This is a genomic window from Blautia sp. DFI.6.71, from assembly GCF_020593585.1.
Taxonomy (GTDB): Bacteria; Bacillota; Clostridia; order Lachnospirales; family Lachnospiraceae; genus Blautia_A; species Blautia_A wexlerae.
The window spans coordinates 75,149-95,316 of sequence record NZ_JAJDMJ010000003.1; the positions used below are offsets into that span (position 1 = coordinate 75,149).

General features: G+C 40.2%; 16 protein-coding genes. 2 read left to right on the forward strand and 14 right to left on the reverse strand.

What is annotated here, in order from left to right; genetic code table 11:
* Positions 1 to 40 precede the first annotated feature (40 nt).
* The 4 genes from arfA (LJE12_RS03050) to LJE12_RS03065 form a co-directional block, all read right to left on the reverse strand.
* Positions 41 to 1,564, reverse strand: coding sequence for an arabinosylfuranosidase ArfA (gene arfA / locus LJE12_RS03050; protein ID WP_216460687.1), 1,524 nt, complete (start codon positions 1,562 to 1,564; stop codon positions 41 to 43).
* Positions 1,565 to 1,594: 30 nt separating this feature from the next.
* On the reverse strand, positions 1,595 to 2,470 hold the full coding sequence (locus LJE12_RS03055) for a carbohydrate ABC transporter permease (RefSeq protein ID WP_172678313.1): 876 nt from the start codon (positions 2,468 to 2,470) through the stop codon (positions 1,595 to 1,597).
* Between the two features lies 1 nt (position 2,471).
* Complete coding sequence (locus LJE12_RS03060) at positions 2,472 to 3,371, reverse strand: carbohydrate ABC transporter permease (RefSeq protein WP_330366414.1); 900 nt, start codon at positions 3,369 to 3,371, stop codon at positions 2,472 to 2,474.
* Between the two features lie 266 nt (positions 3,372 to 3,637).
* Entirely contained in the window at positions 3,638 to 5,032 is a 1,395-nt protein-coding gene (locus LJE12_RS03065; RefSeq protein ID WP_025577875.1) for an ABC transporter substrate-binding protein, read from the reverse strand.
* A 394-nt stretch (positions 5,033 to 5,426) separates the two neighbouring features.
* Between LJE12_RS03065 and LJE12_RS03070 the strand changes: the two genes are divergently transcribed.
* The gene (locus tag LJE12_RS03070) at positions 5,427 to 6,350 is read left to right on the forward strand and encodes an ArsR/SmtB family transcription factor (protein ID WP_227226676.1); all 924 of its coding nucleotides are present in this window, start codon (positions 5,427 to 5,429) and stop codon (positions 6,348 to 6,350) included.
* Positions 6,351 to 6,403: 53 nt separating this feature from the next.
* Here LJE12_RS03070 and LJE12_RS03075 read toward each other — a convergent pair whose 3' ends face one another.
* Both LJE12_RS03075 and LJE12_RS03080 read right to left on the reverse strand, forming a co-directional pair.
* Positions 6,404 to 7,978, reverse strand: a complete 1,575-nt coding sequence (locus tag LJE12_RS03075) for a glycoside hydrolase family 43 protein (protein WP_227226677.1) — start codon at positions 7,976 to 7,978, stop codon at positions 6,404 to 6,406.
* 44 nt (positions 7,979 to 8,022) lie between these two features.
* Positions 8,023 to 8,979 carry a glycoside hydrolase family 43 protein gene (locus LJE12_RS03080; protein WP_025577880.1) on the reverse strand — a complete coding sequence of 319 codons (957 nt, stop codon included), beginning with the start codon at positions 8,977 to 8,979 and terminating at the stop codon, positions 8,023 to 8,025.
* Positions 8,980 to 9,165: 186 nt separating this feature from the next.
* Here LJE12_RS03080 and LJE12_RS03085 point away from each other — a divergent pair, with 186 nt between their 5' ends.
* A complete protein-coding gene (locus LJE12_RS03085) occupies positions 9,166 to 10,089 on the forward strand; it encodes an ArsR/SmtB family transcription factor (RefSeq protein ID WP_227226678.1) in 924 nt (307 codons plus the stop codon).
* A 96-nt stretch (positions 10,090 to 10,185) separates the two neighbouring features.
* On the opposite strand, the gene LJE12_RS03090 is transcribed toward LJE12_RS03085, so the two are convergent.
* The 8 genes from LJE12_RS03090 to LJE12_RS03125 all read right to left on the reverse strand — a co-directional run bounded on the left by LJE12_RS03090 (position 10,186) and on the right by LJE12_RS03125 (position 19,818).
* Positions 10,186 to 12,114 (reverse strand): glycoside hydrolase family 127 protein, encoded by a 1,929-nt coding sequence (locus LJE12_RS03090; protein ID WP_227226679.1) that lies wholly within the window; start codon positions 12,112 to 12,114, stop codon positions 10,186 to 10,188.
* A complete protein-coding gene (locus LJE12_RS03095; protein ID WP_008707104.1) occupies positions 12,111 to 12,383 on the reverse strand; it encodes a DUF6171 family protein in 273 nt (90 codons plus the stop codon). Before LJE12_RS03095 ends, LJE12_RS03090 begins: the two co-directional genes overlap by 4 nt.
* Before the next feature lie 142 nt (positions 12,384 to 12,525).
* Positions 12,526 to 14,028 carry an alpha-N-arabinofuranosidase gene (locus tag LJE12_RS03100; RefSeq protein WP_195277925.1) on the reverse strand — a complete coding sequence of 501 codons (1,503 nt, stop codon included), beginning with the start codon at positions 14,026 to 14,028 and terminating at the stop codon, positions 12,526 to 12,528.
* Positions 14,029 to 14,203: 175 nt separating this feature from the next.
* Positions 14,204 to 15,721, reverse strand: coding sequence for an arabinosylfuranosidase ArfA (gene arfA / locus LJE12_RS03105; RefSeq protein WP_025577886.1), 1,518 nt, complete (start codon positions 15,719 to 15,721; stop codon positions 14,204 to 14,206).
* 50 nt (positions 15,722 to 15,771) lie between these two features.
* On the reverse strand, positions 15,772 to 16,761 hold the full coding sequence (locus LJE12_RS03110; protein ID WP_025577887.1) for a LacI family DNA-binding transcriptional regulator: 990 nt from the start codon (positions 16,759 to 16,761) through the stop codon (positions 15,772 to 15,774).
* 27 nt (positions 16,762 to 16,788) lie between these two features.
* Entirely contained in the window at positions 16,789 to 17,619 is an 831-nt protein-coding gene (locus tag LJE12_RS03115; protein WP_025577888.1) for a carbohydrate ABC transporter permease, read from the reverse strand.
* Complete coding sequence (locus LJE12_RS03120; RefSeq protein ID WP_025577890.1) at positions 17,616 to 18,512, reverse strand: carbohydrate ABC transporter permease; 897 nt, start codon at positions 18,510 to 18,512, stop codon at positions 17,616 to 17,618. The genes LJE12_RS03115 and LJE12_RS03120 overlap by 4 nt, the downstream gene beginning before the upstream one ends.
* 52 nt (positions 18,513 to 18,564) lie before the next feature.
* Entirely contained in the window at positions 18,565 to 19,818 is a 1,254-nt protein-coding gene (locus LJE12_RS03125) for an ABC transporter substrate-binding protein (RefSeq protein WP_025577891.1), read from the reverse strand.
* Positions 19,819 to 20,168 lie beyond the last annotated feature (350 nt).

Consider the following 20,168-nt stretch of genomic DNA (forward strand, 5'->3'; position numbering starts at 1 on the left):
GGTTATTTACCAGGTCCACTTAAAGGGGATTCTATAATTCTTATTTATTATCCTTTACAAGACGGATCACGTTCCAGGATGCTTTATGAAGCATACTTGTCAGTTCGCCATTGTCCATGGTTGTCTGCTCTGTTGTTTTTGGTTTTACGTTTTCCTGTCCGAATGCATTGACTACTTTCAGGTCATCGCTTTCAAGTACGATATGCTCGGCAACTCTGTAGCCTTCGAAACTTCTTACGTCTGTGTTGAGCACAACGTCTTCTTTCAGGTTTCTGTTTACTGCGAAGATTGTAACTTCTTCTTTTTCTTCATTGTAAACAGCAACTGCTTCGATATCTGTGATGCTTCCATGTCCGCTTGTCTCATGCTCTGTGGAAGAGATGACCGGCTGGAGTGCAACACCACGGCCATATTTGGATGCATGCATGAATGGATAGAAAATTGTCTGTTTCCAGGAACCGCCGCCATTCGGATCTGTCATGATCGGTGCGATAACATTGATGAGCTGTGCAAGGCATGCTACTTTTACTCTGTCGGAATGACGGATGAGAACGATCAGCATCAGACCTACCAGCAGGGCATCCTCGAAGTTGTAGATGTCCTCAAGAAGCGGCGGTGCCACCTGCCATGGATGGTTCTCTGTGATATCGTTGTCAGCATCATTGGAATGATACCATACATTCCACTCGTCAAAGCTGAGATACATGTTCTTTTTACTGCGTTTTTTCGCTTTTACATAGTCGCAGGTTGCGATGATGGTGCGGATAAATTCGTCCATGTCATCGGATTTTGCAAGGAAGTCGTTGCTGTCATCAGAACGGTTTCCATAGTATGTATGAAGGGATAAATAATCTACATAATCATAAGTGTGGCTCAGTACATGATCTTCCCAGAGTGCGAAGGTCGGCATATCTTTGTTGGAACTTCCGCATACAACGAACTCGATAGACGGATCGATGAGTTTCATTGCTTTGGCTGTTTCTTCTGCCAGTCTTCCATACTCATCCATTGTCTTGTGACCGATCTGCCATGGACCGTCCATTTCATTTCCAAGGCACCAAGTTTTGAATCCATATGGATCCTTCTGTCCGTGTTTAATACGAAGATCACTGTATTTGGTTCCGCCAGGATGGTTACAGTATTCCAGAAGATTGCAGGCATCTGTGATTCCTCTTGTTCCCAGATTGACTGCCATCATAACCTCTGAGTTAGCTGCATCTGCCCATTTCTTAAATTCATGAAGTCCTACTTCATTCTTTTCCAGGCTTCTCCATGCAAGTTCCAGTCTGTGAGGTCTTTCCTCAACAGGTCCCACACTGTCTTCCCAGTAAAAGTTGGATACAAAGTTTCCGCCCGGATAACGTACGATCGGTACATCCAGTTCTTTTACCAGATCAATGACATCTTTACGGAATCCATCAGCATTGGAAAGCGGATGTCCCGGCTGATAAATTCCGTCGTATACAGCTCTTCCCAGATGTTCAATAAAGGAACCGTAAATTCTTTTGTCGATTTTGGAAATGGAAAATGCTTTGTCCACTACCATTTTTGCCTGTTTCGCCATAATGTTTTGAACCTCCGTTCTTATAAATTATCAACCTTTGACAGCACCGGATGTCATACCATCGATCAGATATCTCTGGAAGATCAGATAGATGATCAGGATCGGAAGGATACCAAACATGGAACCTGCGATCAGAAGGTTGTAGTTATTTCCATAAGGTGTAAGCAGTGTGTTCAGACCGATCTGCAGTGTAAATTTGCTTGTATCACGGAATACCAGCATCGGCCATAACATGTTGTTCCAGGAACCCATTGCACAGAGGATTGCCATGGAAGCAAATGCAGGTTTTGTGATCGGCATCATAATCTTAACACTGATACCATACTCTGTGCATCCGTCGATTCTACCTGCATCCAGAAGCTCTTTCGGAAGACTCTGCATGTACTGTTTAAAGAAGAAAATCGTCGACGCACCACATAGTCCGGGGAGAATAACACCGGCTCTTGTATTGATGATCCCAAGAGATGTAACTTCGTTATACAGAGGAAGCATCAGGATTTCAAAAGGAACACACATAGTTGCGATTACCAGGAAGAATAAAAATCCCTGAAGTTTAAATTTGTACATGGTCAGACCGTATGCGATGAAGTAGCATACCAGCAGTGTCAGAACTACTGTAATCAGTGTCAGGATCAGACTGTTTTTATACCACATAAAATATTTTCGGGAATCCTCATTTCCGGAAAACAGGTATTTGTAGTTATCCAGATGCATCTTGGAAAAATCAAGATTCAGGGACATACCTTTCATAACCACTTCACGGCCTTCCTGGAAGGAAGCGAAGAAACCTGCAAGAAGCGGAAATGCGATCAGCACACAGAGGATAGCGAAAAGCCCTGTGGATAATACAGACGCAACTTTATGATTTGATTCCATTGTCTTTGGCTGAGCTGCTGTTTTTGCCATATCACTTTTCCTCCTTCTTGAATGTTCCTGTTGCCACAAGCTGGACAACATTGATAGCCAGGGCAATGACCAGAAGTACCATACCTACGGCACACGCATAACCCATATCGTTTTTCTCAATACCACGTTTATACAGATATCCTACGATAGTAAGACCAATGTTCTTCGGTGATGAGTTACCATTCCACAACATGAAACTCTCAAGGAACATGGACAGACCGGCATATACGGAAATTGTAATAACATAGATAGTTGTCGGTTTCAGAAGCGGCAATGTCACGTACCAGAATTTCTGTTTTGCATTGGCACCGTCGATGTCTGCTGATTCATAAAGAGATGTATCAATACTCTTTAAACCGGAAATAAAGTACAACATATTAACACCTGTCCATCTCCACATACAGAGTAATAACAAAGCTATCCATCCGGTAGTCTTTTCTTTCAGCCATGGGATACTGGCATTTCCAAGCAAATGCATTAACTGGTTCATCTGTCCGTTATCACCTTCTGAGAACATCAGTCGGAATAACATACCGGAAATAACTACAGATGTAAGTGCCGGAATGTACATGATCACTTTCCATACACCTTTGGCTTTGGTAAGACGGCTTTCCATCAGTACTGCAAGCATCATCGGGATCGGAATCAGCAGGAGCAGTGTCAGAAGCATGTATTCCACACTGTTAAATACAGCTGTCTTGAAGAACTTATCGGAAGCCAGTTTCTGATAATGCTTCAGACCAACCCACTGAGAACCGCCAAATGAAATATCCTGAAAACTCATTACAATACCACTGATGAGCGGATATAACCAGAATACCAGAAGGCTGATAACAAACGGAATTACGAATACGTAGGGTGCCACCTTCTGAGAATAGAGCATCTTTTTCACTTTATTCACAATGAATTCCTCCTCTTCTAAAAATAGCAGTAACTTTTCAGCATCATATGGAATCATGGTTTACTGAACAGTTACAGATAATTTCTTTTTTTCTTATTACCATTATCCTGAAAAGAAATCAGACTCCACATCCTGTGAAAATCTCATTTCTCACCAGGATAACAGTAAAGGAGGTCAGGGAATGCGTTTCCCTGGCCTCCCATATCATTTCGGTCACTGCAGTAACCGTTCATTATTCACTTGATCAGTGAACTATTATCATCTTATTATTCACATTCGAAATCAAGATAATCCTGTGCATCCTGAAGCGCTTCATCTACATCCATGCCATCCTCTAATACATTGTTCAGAGTTGTTGTACACATGTAATCGTTCAGTGTCGGAGAGTTCTTTGTTGTGTAAATAGTTCCGATTGCATCGTTTTCAGCAAGTTCATTCAGAACTTCGTATGGTTTTACACGGAAGAATGTGTTATAAGTATTGGATTCATCATATGCGAAATCTTCGTCAGACCATAATGCTGTGTTGCAGACGTCAAATCCAAGTTCGTTCCAGATCAGGTTTTCACCTTCTTCAGAGCATTTAGCCCATGCAAGCCATTCAGCTGCAAGTTCAGGATTCTCACACTGATTTGTTACAACAGTACCTGTACCACCGATACCAACGGAGCATTTCTGTCCTTCTTCAAATACAGGGCATGTTGTGATGTCATATTTGCCTTCCATCTCCGGCATGTAATCTTTGAAACGGCTCATGTACCACATAGCTTTCGGGAAGGAAGCAATTTTACCTTCCATGATGTTGGAGAAACCAGCTTCAAGGTCAACATGTCCGTCTGTGGATACCATTGCGATTCCATCGTTTAACCAGTTCTGCTGCATTGTGAGCATTTCTTTTACAGAATCAAGCTGTACGTTTACAGTTCCGTCCGGACCGCCTGTCCAGTCTTCACCATTCTCAGCCATTGCAAGCCACATCCAGTCAACACCGCCTGTATCAACAGAAGTTAAGTACACTTCACCGTTGGAAGCTTCTTTTAATTCTTCACCAAGTTTTGTATAATCATCCCATGTCTTTACAGATTTGTAATCTAATCCATAAGATTCAAGAAGATCTGCGTTCCAGTACATAACAGTTGCACCTACATGGAAAGGAACACCAAGTCTTGTTCCGTCAGCTTTGGAATAAACATCAAGTCTTGACTGCACCATTGTATCTTCATAAGGAGCAAGTGCATCATTCATGGAATACAGAGGGCTGTCATCACCGGAATAGTTCGGGAACTGTCCGATCTCGATATCGCAGAGGTCAGGAGCACCGGATCCTGCCTGTAAGGACATCATTAATTTGTTATGCATATCAGAGTATGGATATGTACTGAATGTAATCTGGATCTGTTTGTCCGGATTCTCTTCATTCCACTTATCTACCATCTGACCATAAAACTCATTATGCAGGTCTACGAATGACCACATCTCGAATTTTGTTCCATCATCAGGACCTACGGTTGTTACTGCTGTAGGCTCTCCTTCAGCCGGTTCTTCGCTCTCAGCAGCTTCCTCTGTTGTGTCTTCTTCTGCAAAGACATTCACTGCCATGCTCATACTGGACACTGCCATAGCCGCAGTCATAAGTAACGCGAACAATTTTCTTCTCTTCATAAAAAGATCCTCCTTTTTTGCATTTCTTTGCGCTCTTCCGGTTTCAATGATGCCATTGTACAAACCCCATAATCATTTCGTATTTTTTTAAAATATATAGTCCATCTTTTTGTTATGGTCATTTTGCACAACTTTTTTATTTTCAGCTCCGGTTTATGTTGATATTATATAATTCTTTCCTGTAAATGTCAATATATTTTTGATTTATTTTTATTATTTTAGTTTTATCTAAAATAAATGCCCGTTATTTATTCATCAATCTATCTATTTTTTTGCTATTTCCCTATATTTTTTTAACCAATTTTATGGTAAAATAACTAATCAAAACGTATTTTTCTAAAAATTCTTATTTAGTGTTATATACCTGTAAATACAGTCAAAAGGAGGTTTTTACATGAAATCCTGTTCTGTTTCCGATGGTCTTGCCATCTTCAAAGCTCTCGGTTCCCCTGTCCGTGTACAAATTTTGCGTCTGATCCAAGAAAGAGAAGGTCTGAATATTAAACAAATTGCACAAAACCTGAAAATTCCCGTTACAACCCTGTCCCCTCACCTTAATCTTCTGGCCGAAGCCGGGCTGATAGAATTCAGGGATGAATCTCTCTCACACGGAACACAGAAACGCTGCTATTTTATAAAAGACTGGGATCAGCTTCTGGTAAATATGGCGCTTTACGGTCCTGATCTGCAGACTTACAGTGCAGAAATCGGCGTGGGACATTTTTCTGATTTCTCGGTAACTCCCACCTGTGGTATGGCAACTTCTACTTCTTTTGTGGGACAGTTGGATCAGCCACGGTATTTCATACACCCAGGCAGCCGCCAGGCAAGGATCGTCTGGTTCACCACCGGATATCTGGAGTATATACTGCCCAATTTCATCCCTGATCACAGCGTGATTGAAGAACTGACAGTTTCCTTTGAGATCAGTTCCGAAGCCCCCCGATTCTGTAATGTGTGGCCTTCTGATATTACCTTTTCCCTGAACGGTGTAATCCTTGGCACCTGGACCAGCCCTGGTGATTATGGGGACCGCAGAGGAAAATACAATCCTTCCTGGTGGTTTTCTTTTCTGAATCAGTATGGTTTGCTGAAAAAACTGACGATCACCCCTGAAGGCACTTTTCTGGACGCAGAAAAGCTGTCTGATGTTTCCACCAGACAGCTTGCACTCACTGATCAGTCTGTTATGAAATTTCGTTTTTCTGTTTTGCCGGGCGCCAAACATCCCGGCGGGTGTACTCTTTTTGGTGCAGGTTTCGGAGATTATAACCAGCATATACGGATTACCATCGGTTATCATCCCGAAAACATCTGATTTCTCCGCCTGACTTCAGATTTATATACTGCTCCTGATACTCCCACAGCCATTTATGGCAACAGATATTTCACGCCCCATATAGTTTCATTATTGTCACCCTTAGCGCTGAAGCACATCGTATCATTGCCTGCCTCATCGGTCATTTTCAGGACAACTCCTGTATAAGTATTTTCACCGAGAGTCACATCAATATATGGTGTGCATTCTTCTGCTTCCCATTTGCCTTTCAGTTCTTCTCCGGCAACTGTTCCGTCTGCATTAAGCTGAATCTTCTGCGGTTTATGTACCTTGTCCGAAATATCCGTACCATGATTTACCAGATAAAAAGTACCCTGGATTTCATCTCCGGAATATCCATCCTCTTTCAATGTCTCGCCGTCTGTGGCAAATGGCGCAGCAACCAGCCATCCGTCTTTTGTGCGGAACAGCTGATGTACACGAGGCTCATGAAGTTCTCCGGTTTTAGCAAAACGCTGATGATAGACCAGGTATAATTTACCATCTTCATCTTCAAATGCAGTCTGTCCGCCTGGTGCCATATAGGTCTGAGTAAGACTTGGAAATGTATAATTTCCCATCATTTTCAGTCCATGATCTTTATGCTCCACAAATAAATACATATCCTTCCCTGCTGCATCTGTATAAGTTCCGTCTACAGTGTCACAGCGGAAGAGACGCATCTGATAACCTCCTTTTGCCTGCAGATTTCCATAGGACAAAAACAGATAATAATATCCACTGGTCTCATCATACATAATATGCGGACCTTCGATGGAGTTGTGATAACCACCGAGAAGTTTCTTTCCATAATAGCTGTCCACATGATTTTCTTCGTCTGCTTCCGGATAAATCGGATAGCCGGTCTCTTCATCAATTTCAATCAGAAAAATACCGCCGGACCAGGAGCCATAGACCATCCACATACGCCCGTCTTCATCATAAAAAACATCCGGGTCAATACAGTTTGGCCAGTTATTATTGTCATAAGACGCTGCTGTATATGGCCTTGGGTCTGTTCCCATCAGTTCTTCGATATTACTTTCCTTAACATCATGATAGCTATAACCAGAGTACAGGAATGTATCCTCATAGTGATACGGACCTTTAATATCGTCTGCTGTTGCAAAGCAGATATTGGATTTCACATAAGAAGATGTGGTGCAGAAATACATCACATATTTTCCCATTTTTTTGTTATAGATGACATCCGGCGCCCATACGGAATAACCACCTTCCTCGTTCTTTCCTACATAAGTAAACGCTGCCGGATCGCCGTCTTCTTCTCCGTCAAAAAGATTGTCAAACAGCTTATTCTCTGCATTGACCCCGGAGGAAAAACCGGTCCAGTTTCTCAGATCTGTGGACTTCGCAGATTCCATATGGGAGCCAAAGATATAGTAAGTGTCATTGTCTTTGATGACAGATGGATCATGCACGGAAGCTCCGGCAGTAAAGCCACCTTTCTTAATCTTGCTCTCAATATCATCTGCGCCTGCTGTTTCTTTTTCGTTTGCCGCATCTGTTGTCTCTGCTGTGCCATCAGCAGCTTCCGCAGCATATATACTCTGTGCTCCGAGAAGCATCATTCCTGTCAGCCCCAGGATCATTCCCCATTTTTTTCTCATACCAGTTCTCCTGTTTTCCAAATATTATCCCATCTCAGGTTACATTAATCTTCGTAAGAAAATATCGGTGCACCCGTTTTTTCATCCCAGCGGATTTTCATCAGCATGGCATGACGGTTTGGATTGTACAGCGGATTCCCTTCAATCTCTGCTTCTGTTCTCGCATGATAAACCATGACCGGATTTCCTTCTTCGTCTTCAGTGAAGGAATTATGCCCCGGTCCATAGATTCCTCTGGACTCATCTGTACGAAGAACCGGATAACGTTCTTTTGTCCAGGATTTCGGGTCAAGAAGATCAGAATCTTCATCTGCTGTAAGCATTCCCATGCAGTATGCAGCACCTGTCTCAGATGCAGAATAGGTAAGATAAATCCTGCCGTCATGATGAATAACTGCCGGTCCTTCATTCACCCAGAAACCAACTCTTTCCCAGTCATAATCCGGTGAAGTGAGAAGTACCTGAACGGTTTTCAGTTTATACGGAGTTTCCATTTCGCCAATATAAAGGTTGGAAATCTGCTTGCCGACCCCTACCTTCTCAGCCCATACATAGTAATGTTTTCCTTTGTTTTCAAATACTGTTGCATCCAGAGAGAAAGCTTCAAAAGAAAATTCATCTGCATCCGCACGTCCCATTTTGCCTTTCTCTGTCCAGGCTCCTGTAAGCGGATCTGTATCTGCACATTCCAGCACATAAGGGCGGATTGCCCAGATATCATCTTTATCTCCGCCCGCAAAATAGATGTACCATTTTCCGTCCAGATAATGAAGCTCCGGCGCCCAGATATGTTCGCTCATGATTCCTTCTTTGTGTTTCTCCCAGACTGTCACTTCTTCCGCATCTTTCAGTCCTGCCAGAGTTTCGCTTCTTCTCAGTACAATCCGGTCATAGGCCGGTATGGATGCTGTAAAATAATAGTTTCCGTCTGTGTGGCGATAAACATATGGATCTGCTCTCTGCAGAATCCATGGCTCATTATACTTAAGTTCTTCACTCATTGTGTGTCCCCCTGTCTGTTTTTATTTTAGATTTATATAAATTATTTTTTATGTATTTAAAATTGTACTGCATTTTTCAGAAAATATCAACTATATTTTTTTCTTTTCGTTGCACATTTTTTGCAGATTCGTTATAATCTACCGTAAACGCTGTAAAATCATTTTTAACAGAAAGGGAAATCCGTTATGTTATATATTAAAAGTCTGGAGCAGGCGGTCCCTGTCTTCAAAGCTCTTGGTTCTGACATCCGCATACGGCTGATCCAGACTCTCCTTGAGCATCAGGAAATGAATATGAATGAACTGGCTTCCTGTCTGGGGATTACCAACGGTGCCCTGACCAGCCATGTAAAGAAACTCGAAGAATCCGGAATTCTCGCAATTCTTCCAGAGCATTCCGGCCACGGAAACCAGAAGGTCTGTCGCATTAATGTTGACAAGATCCTGGTTGATATTGCCTCTAACAATGACAGCCCGGCTGAGGACAGTTACTCTATTGACATTCCGATCGGCAACTACTTTAATTATTCTGTCTATCCAACCTGTGGGCTGTCTACTACCGATAATCTCATCGGTGAGGTAGATGATCCTCGTTATTTTGCTCATCCGAGCCATGTAGATGCAAAGATTTTATGGTTTGGACGGGGATTTATTGATTACCGCATTCCAAATATGCTGCCTCCGGGACAGAAGATTGACCGGCTGACACTCTCCTTTGAAATCAGTTCAGAAGCTCCCGGAGTCAACAGTGACTGGCCTTCTGATATTTCCTTTTTCCTGAATAATACAAAGGTCGGAACCTGGACAAGCCCCGGAGATTTCGGTGATGTCCACGGTATGTTCACTCCCGACTGGTGGTTCCCGAACTGGAATCAGTATGGTCTTCTGAAGATGCTTGTCATTGACCGTCACGGTACTTTTATCGATGGATTAAAGATCTCTGATGTGAATACACAGCAGCTCACTTTTACCTCTCAGGATGATATGGTATTCCGTTTTCAGGTAGATGAACCATCTCAGAATATTGGCGGTCTGACACTCTTCGGAAAAGATTTCGGAAACTATAATCAGGATATTAATGTGAAAGTGCATTATACTCCAAATGTATAATTTTACAGAATATCTGAAAACAGCAAAAAGCAAGGAACCGATGTGTTTTGCCACATAGTTCCTTGCTTTTGTTTTATATTTCATCTGATTCTCCGGTTATTCTCCGCGCATCCAGACTCTCATCTGATTTTCTCCGCGGTTGCCCCATGTGTAATACGGCACTGCTGTCAGTGTTGTCAGCGTTCTCACCGGTGCAATATCACTGTACAGAGAATCTCCCACTGTTTCCAGCTTACGTGCTTTGATTTTAAGCAGGACGCAGCCTTCCAGCAGGCCTTCTTTGCAGACTTCCTCTTCCATCTTTGCATCTTCAAAGATGTGGTAAGACTGAAGCAGGCCCGGATTGTCCACACCCTCGAAACAATAAACGATCGGCCCGCGCATAAATGCTACACAGCCGGCATCTTCCCTTACTTTAAGGTTTGCATAAATCTTGCGGATCTTCATCGGAAAAGCAAGTTCTACTTCATCATTTTCCCACACTCTCTTAAGGATCAGATATCCTTTTTCCACATCTGCAGTGATATCTTTCACTTTTCCATTTATACGCACCTGAACAGAACCCGGGCGTACCCAGGATGGGATATGGATTCCCAGAATGGTTTCTTTCTCTGTTTTTCCAGTTACATGATAGATCACTCTGCCATCCCACGGATAGTTGCTCTCTACAGTTACATCCATCTTATCAAAGTGTGCTTCTGTACCTGCCGGGATATGAGAATAAACTCCATCTTCTGTCTCACTCCACAGATATTTACCAAGAGACATCAGCAGACGGACTACATTGGGAGGACAGCATGCACATGTATACCAGCCCGGACGCTCCGGCAGAACATGCTTATATCCGTATAATTTCCCGCTGACTCCAGGTTCTGTTTCCAGTGGATTTACATAGAAAAACCGCTTTCCGTCAAGCTGCATTCCGCTGATGATCCCATTATAAAGTGCACGTTCCATCACATCTGCATAGCGTCCATCCATCACATTATCAAGCATCTTTCTTGCAAAAAATACCAGCCCGATAGATGCGCAGGTTTCCGCATAAACGGTGTCATTCGGCAGATCATAATCAATGGTAAATGCCTCTCCGTCTACGGTACTGCCAATTCCTCCGGTGATATACATTCTCTTCTGAATCATGTTCTCCCAGAGATCACAGCATGCCTGATAGAGTTTTTCATCTTTGTAAATGGAAGCCAGTTCTGCCATGGCAGTGTACATATAAACTGCACGGACACTATGTCCTACTGCTTCTTTCTGCTCATAGACAGTAGCATGTGCCTGATTGTATTCTCTGTTATTCACATCCATATCGAAGTGAACCCAGCCTCTTTTTTCTTTTTCTTTGACAAAGTAATCCGGATCTTTTCCACGCTGTTCGATGAAATATCTGGCAAGATCTTTGTAGTTTTCTTTTCCGGTTACTTCATAGAGACGCAGAAGCCCTAGCTCAATTTCCTGATGTCCTGGGATGCCCGGTTCTTTGCCTTCTTCTGTTCCGAAACGTTTCTCGATATGTTCTGCCATACGCTCCATCACATGAAGCAGACGGTCTTTTCCAGTCACCTCATAATAAGCCGCCGCTGCTTCCATCATATGTCCGGCACAGTATAATTCATGGCATTCCTGTAAGTTCTGCCAGCGGTGTTCCGGCTCTTTGATCGTGAAAAAAGTATTCAGATAACCGTCATCCTGCTGCGCTTTTTCAATAATTTCAATAACCTTATCTGCACGTTCTTCCAGTTCAGTATCCGGGCGGACTTCCAGTGCATACGCCACGCCTTCCAGCCATTTGGCAACATCGCTGTCCTGGAAAACCATTCCGTAAAACTCACCCTCTTCCAGTCCTGCTGCAATACGGAAGTTTGCCAGTGCATGGCTCTTTTCCACTCCCGGAATCTCATCATTTAATATTTTCTCCTGATAAGGAATCACTGTATCCATTACCAGTTCCTGATATCCTCGCCAGAATTTATCCGTTACTTTTACCTTATTTAATAACCCTTCTTTTAAACCGTCTTTCATTTCTGCGCCTCCCATTTTGCCGGCAGATCCGGACATTTTCGCACCTTCTGTACAGCCCGCAGTTCCACAAAGCATCCGCAGAGCCTGCACATCCCACTCATCAATCGTTCACAGGAGCTGCATATGCCAAGCCTTTTCTCATATGTCTGCTGATCTACTTTCAGTTCTTCATCCATACGCTGAATATAGCGTGACAGATCCTCATAAAAAGCCTCTTCATTCTTCTGTCCGGGCAGACATTTTCTGCACACACGCAGCTTCCCGTTCATACCTTAGTCTCCTTTTTGTTTCCATTATAAATGTTCACAGAAAATACCTGCCTGTTTTGTCAGAAGCGGCATTTTCTGTGAATCTGTAAAGTTTATTAATCTTTCATTTATACGAAACTCTTTATCTTTAAAAATACTGTAATTATCTTACTTCCAGATGAAGAACACTGCATTTAGGAATTGTAAATTTGATTCCTTCTGCTGTTTTTTCTACTTCGTTAAATTCTTTTACACGTACCTGGTCCGGTGTTTCGAAGGTGTTCATTTCGTGCATTTCGCCGTGTACAATCTCACCTTTGACTTCATTTACCTGATAGTCTGTAAGGATAGTTCTGATCTCATAATCTTTATCCAGAGACAGGTTTGTCAATGTGATATGTACAGCTCCGTCTTCTGCTACAGATACAGATTCTGTCAGGTTCGGTACCTGCCACTCTTCTTCCACACCGATGGTTTCTGTTTCGATAGAACTGTCTACAAGCATTGCATCCTGATGATATTTGTACATATCAAATACATGATAGGTTGGTGTCAGGATCATATCAGCACCATCTGTAAGGATAACGGACTGAAGCACATTTACGATCTGCGCAAGGTTTGCCATCTTTACTCTGTCGCTGTGTTTGTTAAAGATATTCAAAGTGATACCTGCGATCAGGGCATCTCTCATTGTGTTCTGCTGATACAGGAATCCCGGGTTTGTTCCCGGTTCTACTGTGTACCATGCACCCCATTCATCAACGATCATGCCGATTTTTTTCTCTGGATCATATTCGTCCATGATATGTCCGTGACGCTCGATCAGAGTTTCCATAAAGAGCGCTTTATTCAGACTCTTATACCATACCTTATCATCAAAATCTGTAGCACTTCCCTTGATCTCCCATCCTTCCGGATGTACATAATAATGAAGAGAAAGACCATCCATATTTCCGTGAAGTTCTTTCAGGCAATGATTATGTGTAGTCTTTAATACTTCAGATGTCCATTCATAATCATCTACATTGGCACCACAGCAGACTTTGTGGATTGGGTGATCCGGATGATAATTGCGGACATAAGTCTGATAACGGCGGTATTCATTTGCATAGAAGTCAGGATTCATATTTCCGCCACATCCCCAGTTCTCATTTCCAACTCCAAAGAAATCCAGTTTCCATGGTTTCTCATGTCCGTTTTTCTTACGGAGGTCAGCCATCGGGGAAACACCCTCGAATGTGATATATTCTACCCATTCAGACATTTCCTGAACTGTTCCGCTTCCCAGGTTACCATTAACATAAGCTTCGCAGCCAAGCTGCTCACAGAGTTCAAAAAATTCATGTGTACCAAAGCTGTTATCTTCTACCACACCGCCCCAGTGTGTATTGATCATTTTTTTACGTGTTTCCTTTGGTCCGATACCGTCTTTCCAGTGGTATTCATCTGCGAAGCATCCACCCGGCCAGCGAAGTACCGGAATCCTGATATGCTTCAGTGCTTCTACTACGTCTGTACGCATTCCGTTCTTATTCGGGATCTGGGAATCTTCGCCTACATAGATTCCTTCGTAGATACATCTTCCCAGATGCTCTGAGAAATGTCCGTAAATCTCTTTGTTGATTTTGCTCTGTTTCTTTGATGGATTGATTACAAGCTTAGTCATTTTTACCTCCACAGTTTATGATTTTGAGTTTTTATTTTACTTTTATCTAAAATAATATACCTTATTTTGTACTTTCATTATACACAACTTCCACATGACATTCAATATGTTTTTACAGAAAAAAAGAGACTCTCGCTTTAATAATTTCCTAGTGCGCCAGTCTCTTATAAATTTATTAATTTTTGTTTTTTACTTTCACTCTTATCATATTCCATGACAGCGGTTCAATTTCAAAGTTAAGATTATCCCCTGCTATCTCAGCATTATTTATCTCATACGGTTTTATTTTGTCATGATTCTCTAAGTTTGTATCTTTGCGATTTCCAGAAGTCATATATAACTGTTCTGCTATTTCCTCTAATACAAACCCCTGAAGTTCTTCTGAAACAGATACAGTTTCTTCTGCTCTATTGACTGCAAAAATTGCAATCTCACCTAATTCTTCATTATATACCGTTACTGTATCCACATATGGAACATTTTTTGCAATGCTGCAGTCATAGGAAGGACCTTCATATACTTCTTCCATCACTGTTCCTCTTGCATATTTTGACATATAAGAAAAAGGATAAAATACAGGCTGTACCCATACTTCTCCACCTTTTTCAGTCATAATCGTTGCACTGATATTAGTTAAAAGAGATTGGCAGGCAACTTTTACTCTGTCGCTATGACGGACAAAACTCATCAGCATACTTGCGAATAGTAGTGAGTCTTCCATTGTGTATACCTGTTCACTCAAATGAGGAGCTATCTGCCATGGTTTTTCTTCTATTTCCGGATGAGCTACTTTTCCTTCTGGCGCCCACACTCCCCACTCATCGACACTAATATACATCGTTTTTTCTGAACGTTTCTTTGCTTTTATGTAGTCACAAACGCCACTAACTGTGTCAATATAACAATCCAGATCTACAGATTGAGCAAGAAAATCGGCTGTTCCCATTTCCTGTCCACCATAATATTGATGTAATGCCAGATAATCAACATTTTCATATACATGTTCCAGTACTGTAGCTTCCCATTCAGGATATGTCGGCATATCTGATTTTGCACTTCCGCAGACAACCAATTCTATATTTTCGTCAATTAATTTCATTGCTTTTGCAGTTTCTTCTGCAAGTCTCCCATACTCATCTGCTGTCTTATGTCCAATCTGCCAGTCTCCATCCATTTCATTTCCAAGACACCACAATTTTACTTTATATGGTTCCGAAACACCATGTTTTACCCGCATATCGCTGTACATCGTTCCTGCAGGCATGTTACAATATTCTAAAAAGGAAGCTGCATTTTCAATTCCTTTTGTTCCCAGATTTACAGCACATATCGGCTCTACTCCTGCTTTTTTTGCCCATCTCATAAATTCATTGATTCCAACTTCATTGGTTTCAACAGCACGCCATGCCAGTTCCAGGCGCTTAGGTCTTTCTTCCTTGGGACCTACTCCATCTTTCCAGTCATAATTAGAAACAAAATTTCCACCAGGATAGCGCACCATTGTAATTCCTAACTCTTTTACTTTTTCCAATACATCCTGACGAAATCCATCCTTATCTGCTGTTGGATGATTTGGTTCATATATGCCTGTATAAACCACTCTTCCCATATGTTCTACAAACGAACTATAAATTCTGCTGTCTATCTCGCTTTTTTTAAATTTACTATTTACTGTAATAATTATATGTTTCATAATTCTCCTTATAGACAGACTTCAGGAGCCTCTACAATATATTCACTTAATTATATCGTTTCTCCCTGTACTGTCACTGTTTCCAAAATTCTCTCTGTTTCTGCAACATTTTTGTTCTCCATGAGCTGAAGTAGTAAGTTAAATGCTTCTTCCGCGACCTTTTCCACGTGATTATCTATCGTTGTCAGACGAGGAGTTACATATTCCAAAAAATCAATATTATCATATCCCATGATTCCATAATCCTGACCAGCACGTTTTCCATTTTTTTCAAACATACGTATAAGATTTAAAGCAAACATGTCCCCGGTACATAAAAATGCTGTTTTTTTCTCACTTTTTTCTAACTCTTTTTTTGCTTGTTTCTGATAATCCCAGTTTCCAATAATCACATATTCCAGCCCATGAATTTTTTTTACCGCTTCTTTAAAACCCGCAGTTCTTTCTTCATGTACATATATATTCTCCAGATTCTTTTCAGCCAAAGGAGGACATACAAATATTACTTTTTCATATCCAGATTCCGCTATTTCACAAACAGCTTTTGAAATTGCACTTCTTCCATTTACTGTTACAAATGGTATCTTATCTGCGATTTTATTATCAATCGTAACCACTGGAATGTTTAGGCTCTCTATAAATTTTTTATATTCTTCTCCTTTATTAACCGAAGACAGTATAATGCCATCTACATGATAATCTGCAAGTTTACAAAGCTGTTCTTTTTCTATTTCCTTGTCATTCTGGTGAAGAGTAATATTAATAAAATATCCTCTTTCTCTGGCTTCTATCTCTAATGCACTTAACATCTGAGAAAAATAACGGTTATTAACATCCATTACAACAACACCAATATAATATGTCTTTCCCTTTGCCAGCCCTGTAGCCAAAAGATCTGGACGATATCCATTTTTCTCAGCAGTTTCCAATATCATCCTTTTTGTTTTTTCACTGATACGTCCTGTATTATTTAAAGCTCTGTGTACAGTAGTTCTGGATACTCCACATATTTTTGCTATTTCTTTTGTTGTAATCCCCATAATTTTTCCCTTTCAACCTGTGTTAATTTATTCCTTCATTCCAGATGTAGCAATTCCTTCCATAAAAAATCTCTGGCAAAACAGAAATAGTATCATTAATGGTGCAATAGATATTACAGTTGCTGCAAGCGTTGGTCCATACTTAATGGAATTACTTCCCACAAGAATTGCAAGTCCTGCTGATAGTGTTCTCTTCTCTACAGAACTGGTGAGCATCATTGGATAAATCAGATCATTCCAGTTATTCATAAAATGATAAATTCCAAGAGTTATAAATGCCGGTTTGGCAAGCGGTAATATGATTCTGCTATAAATCTGTTTTTCCTTCATACCATCAATTCTTGCCGCTTCATCCAGTGATTTAGGAATGTTCTCAAAAAATGATGTTAACATAAAAATTCCATATGCACTAGAGGCTCTTGGTAAAATCAATCCCAAATAAGTGTCAAGAATTTTAAATTTATATTCTTCAATGTAAAGAGGAATCATAATAATCTGGAAAGGAACCATCATTGTGAGAAGAATAATTCCAAAAATAAGATTCTTTCCTTTAAAATGCATCCTTGAAAATGCATAGGCTGCCATCGAGTCAAAAAACAGACTGACTACAGTTACTCCTACTGAAAAAACAACTGTATTTTTCAGCATGGATAAAATAGGAATTGCATCTACTACATATTTATATTGTGCCGTCAACCATTGTGTTGGAAAAAATATTGGCGGCCATTTAATTACATCTGCGTCTGATTTAAAAGATGAAACCAACAACCAGATCAAAGGAAATAAAATCAACACAGCAATTAAAACTGTAACTGCAGTTCCTACTATTTCATTTACTTTTATTTTCTTTATTTTCATTCTTCTGTCCCCCTGTTTAATACAAATCTTCTGAGAACAAAGGTAATAATAGCGACCATAAGGAACAGATATACAGCAATAGAAGACGCATATCCTAAATCATAAGGAGCCACCTGGAATCCCTGATTATAAATATAACTTACAAGTGTTTCCGTTTTATACAATGGACCGCCTTTAGTCATAACATATACCTGATCAAAAACCTGAAGAGCGGTAATCAGTGTTGTAACAATACAAAAATTAATAGTCTGTTTGATTCCAGGAATCGTTACATATATAAATTTCTGAAATCCTGTAGCTCCATCCATTTCAGCAGCCTCGTATAAAGAATTTGATACTCCCAGTGCCGCAGCAGATAAAAGAGTAAGTGTATATCCAAAGTTTTTCCATACTGTAATAAGAATCACTACTGGCATTGCCCATGTAGTACTTGTAAGAACATTTGGAAAGTCAACACCAATTTGTTTAAATAAATATGGTAACATACCATAATTTGTATTTAACAGCATTGACCACATGATACTAATCGCTGTCATTGAGCATACATATGGAAGATAAAATACTGTTCTTAGAAACTTATGAAAACGATTATTTTTTATCATCAACATAAGCATTAATAATGCCATAAAAACCTGAAGAGGTACTTCTGCCAGTGCAAAATAAAATGAATTAAATGTAGCATTTCCTATTCTGCTATCATGAAACATTTTTAAATAATTTCCAAATCCTGCAAAAGAAATATTGTTCATATAAATGTCAATATTCATAACACTGATCACCAGTGCACCAATCAGAGGAATAAAGACAAAAACTGTAAGTATTAACATAGACGGTGCCAGAAAAAGATATGCTTGTTTCTGACTTTGAGCATGATATTTATTTCTATTTTTCATATTCGCTCTCCTATAAAAAGAGCTATTGCATTACTGCAACAGCTCTTGAATTCTACTTTTCTGCAATAATACCATCTAAAGTATCTGACGCTGTCTGAAGCGCCTCAGATACATCGGTTCCTGATAATATCTGTTCCATCATAGGCTGCATAACATTCTGATCAATTTGACTTCCCCAGTCAAGATTCAGATGCCAGTTACGTCCAATCTTAGATGCATCGGATACATCTGTTAAGATCTCATCAGATTTAATATCTTCATCTTCCAGCAGTGAATTAGACCATACCGGAAATCCATTTCTTGTAGACCATTCTTTTAATACATCGTCAGAAAGCCAATATGCCATCCATTTATAAATCGCATCCTTCTTGGAATCATCTACGCTTTTTGGAATCATATATGCACAACCGCCTTCAGGGGCATAAGCTCCATCTGAACCCGATGGAATTGCAGTAATTCCGAAATTAACCCCCAACTGTTTTAATCCATTAATATTCCATGGTCCACTGGTATACATTGCCAACTGTCCTGACTGAAACATGGTATCTGCATCAGCAGCTTTTAACCCCTGAGGAGAAACATTTTCGTTCAAAACTAAATCTTGAATCCATTCCAAGGTCTTAATATTAGCTTCCGAATTCAGATTATTTTCTTTTCCATCTTCACTTACTACATCTCCACCATTTGACCATAAATATTCACAATAGGATGCATAGTCTGTAGGAAAACCAATACCATACTGATTTTTATCCGGATTCGTCAATTTCTTTGCATCTTCTGCTAATTCTTCCATTGTTGTCGGTGGCTGTTCTGGATCAAGCCCTGCCTCCTCAAATAAATCTTTATTATAATAGAGATACTGAAGATTATACTGCATCGGAACACCATATAAAGTTCCATCTACTTTTGATTTGTCCACAACATTTTCCAAATAGTTGCTTTCATCCAATCCGGTTTTTTCCCAGAAATCATCCAATGGTATAATCATATCATTATTTGCATATTGATAAATATATTCAATTCCCATCAAAACAAAATCCGGAGCTGTATTGGTAGATATTGCTGTAGGAAGTTTTGCCTGAAGAGTACTTCCATCCATGATATCAATATCAACTTTAATCCCATCTTCGTTACTCTCATTGTAATCTTTGACAATTTCTCTCAGGATATCTCCATCTGATCCAGTAAATACTGTCCACATTGTGATTGTCTGATCATCATCTGCCAATACTGGTATTGCAGTCCCTCCAAGAAGAGACATTGTTAGTGTTCCACAAAGTAAACCACTAAGTAACCTTTTTTTCATTATTCGTACCTCCTGTTTAATTACGCAGTTATATAAAATCTGCTTTACTAATTTTTAACTGGATAAACATTTTTCAGTTCCAGTCATATGAGTTACGAAAATATGCATAAGTTCTGTCAGGAAAATTTATTTACAAATATTTAGACTTGTGATAAAATTATTTTCCATAAAATATCCCATGTATTTCTCCATTTGTTGGTAGCAGGTGAAGTTATGTGGGGTATTTTTTGTTCAAATACATATTTTCCAGCACATAGGTTTTCGCTTTCTTCATTATATGTATGTTTTTGCTTTGCGTACCCGTGTACTCTACATGAAATATATTATATCTTTCACATATTATTGTCAAT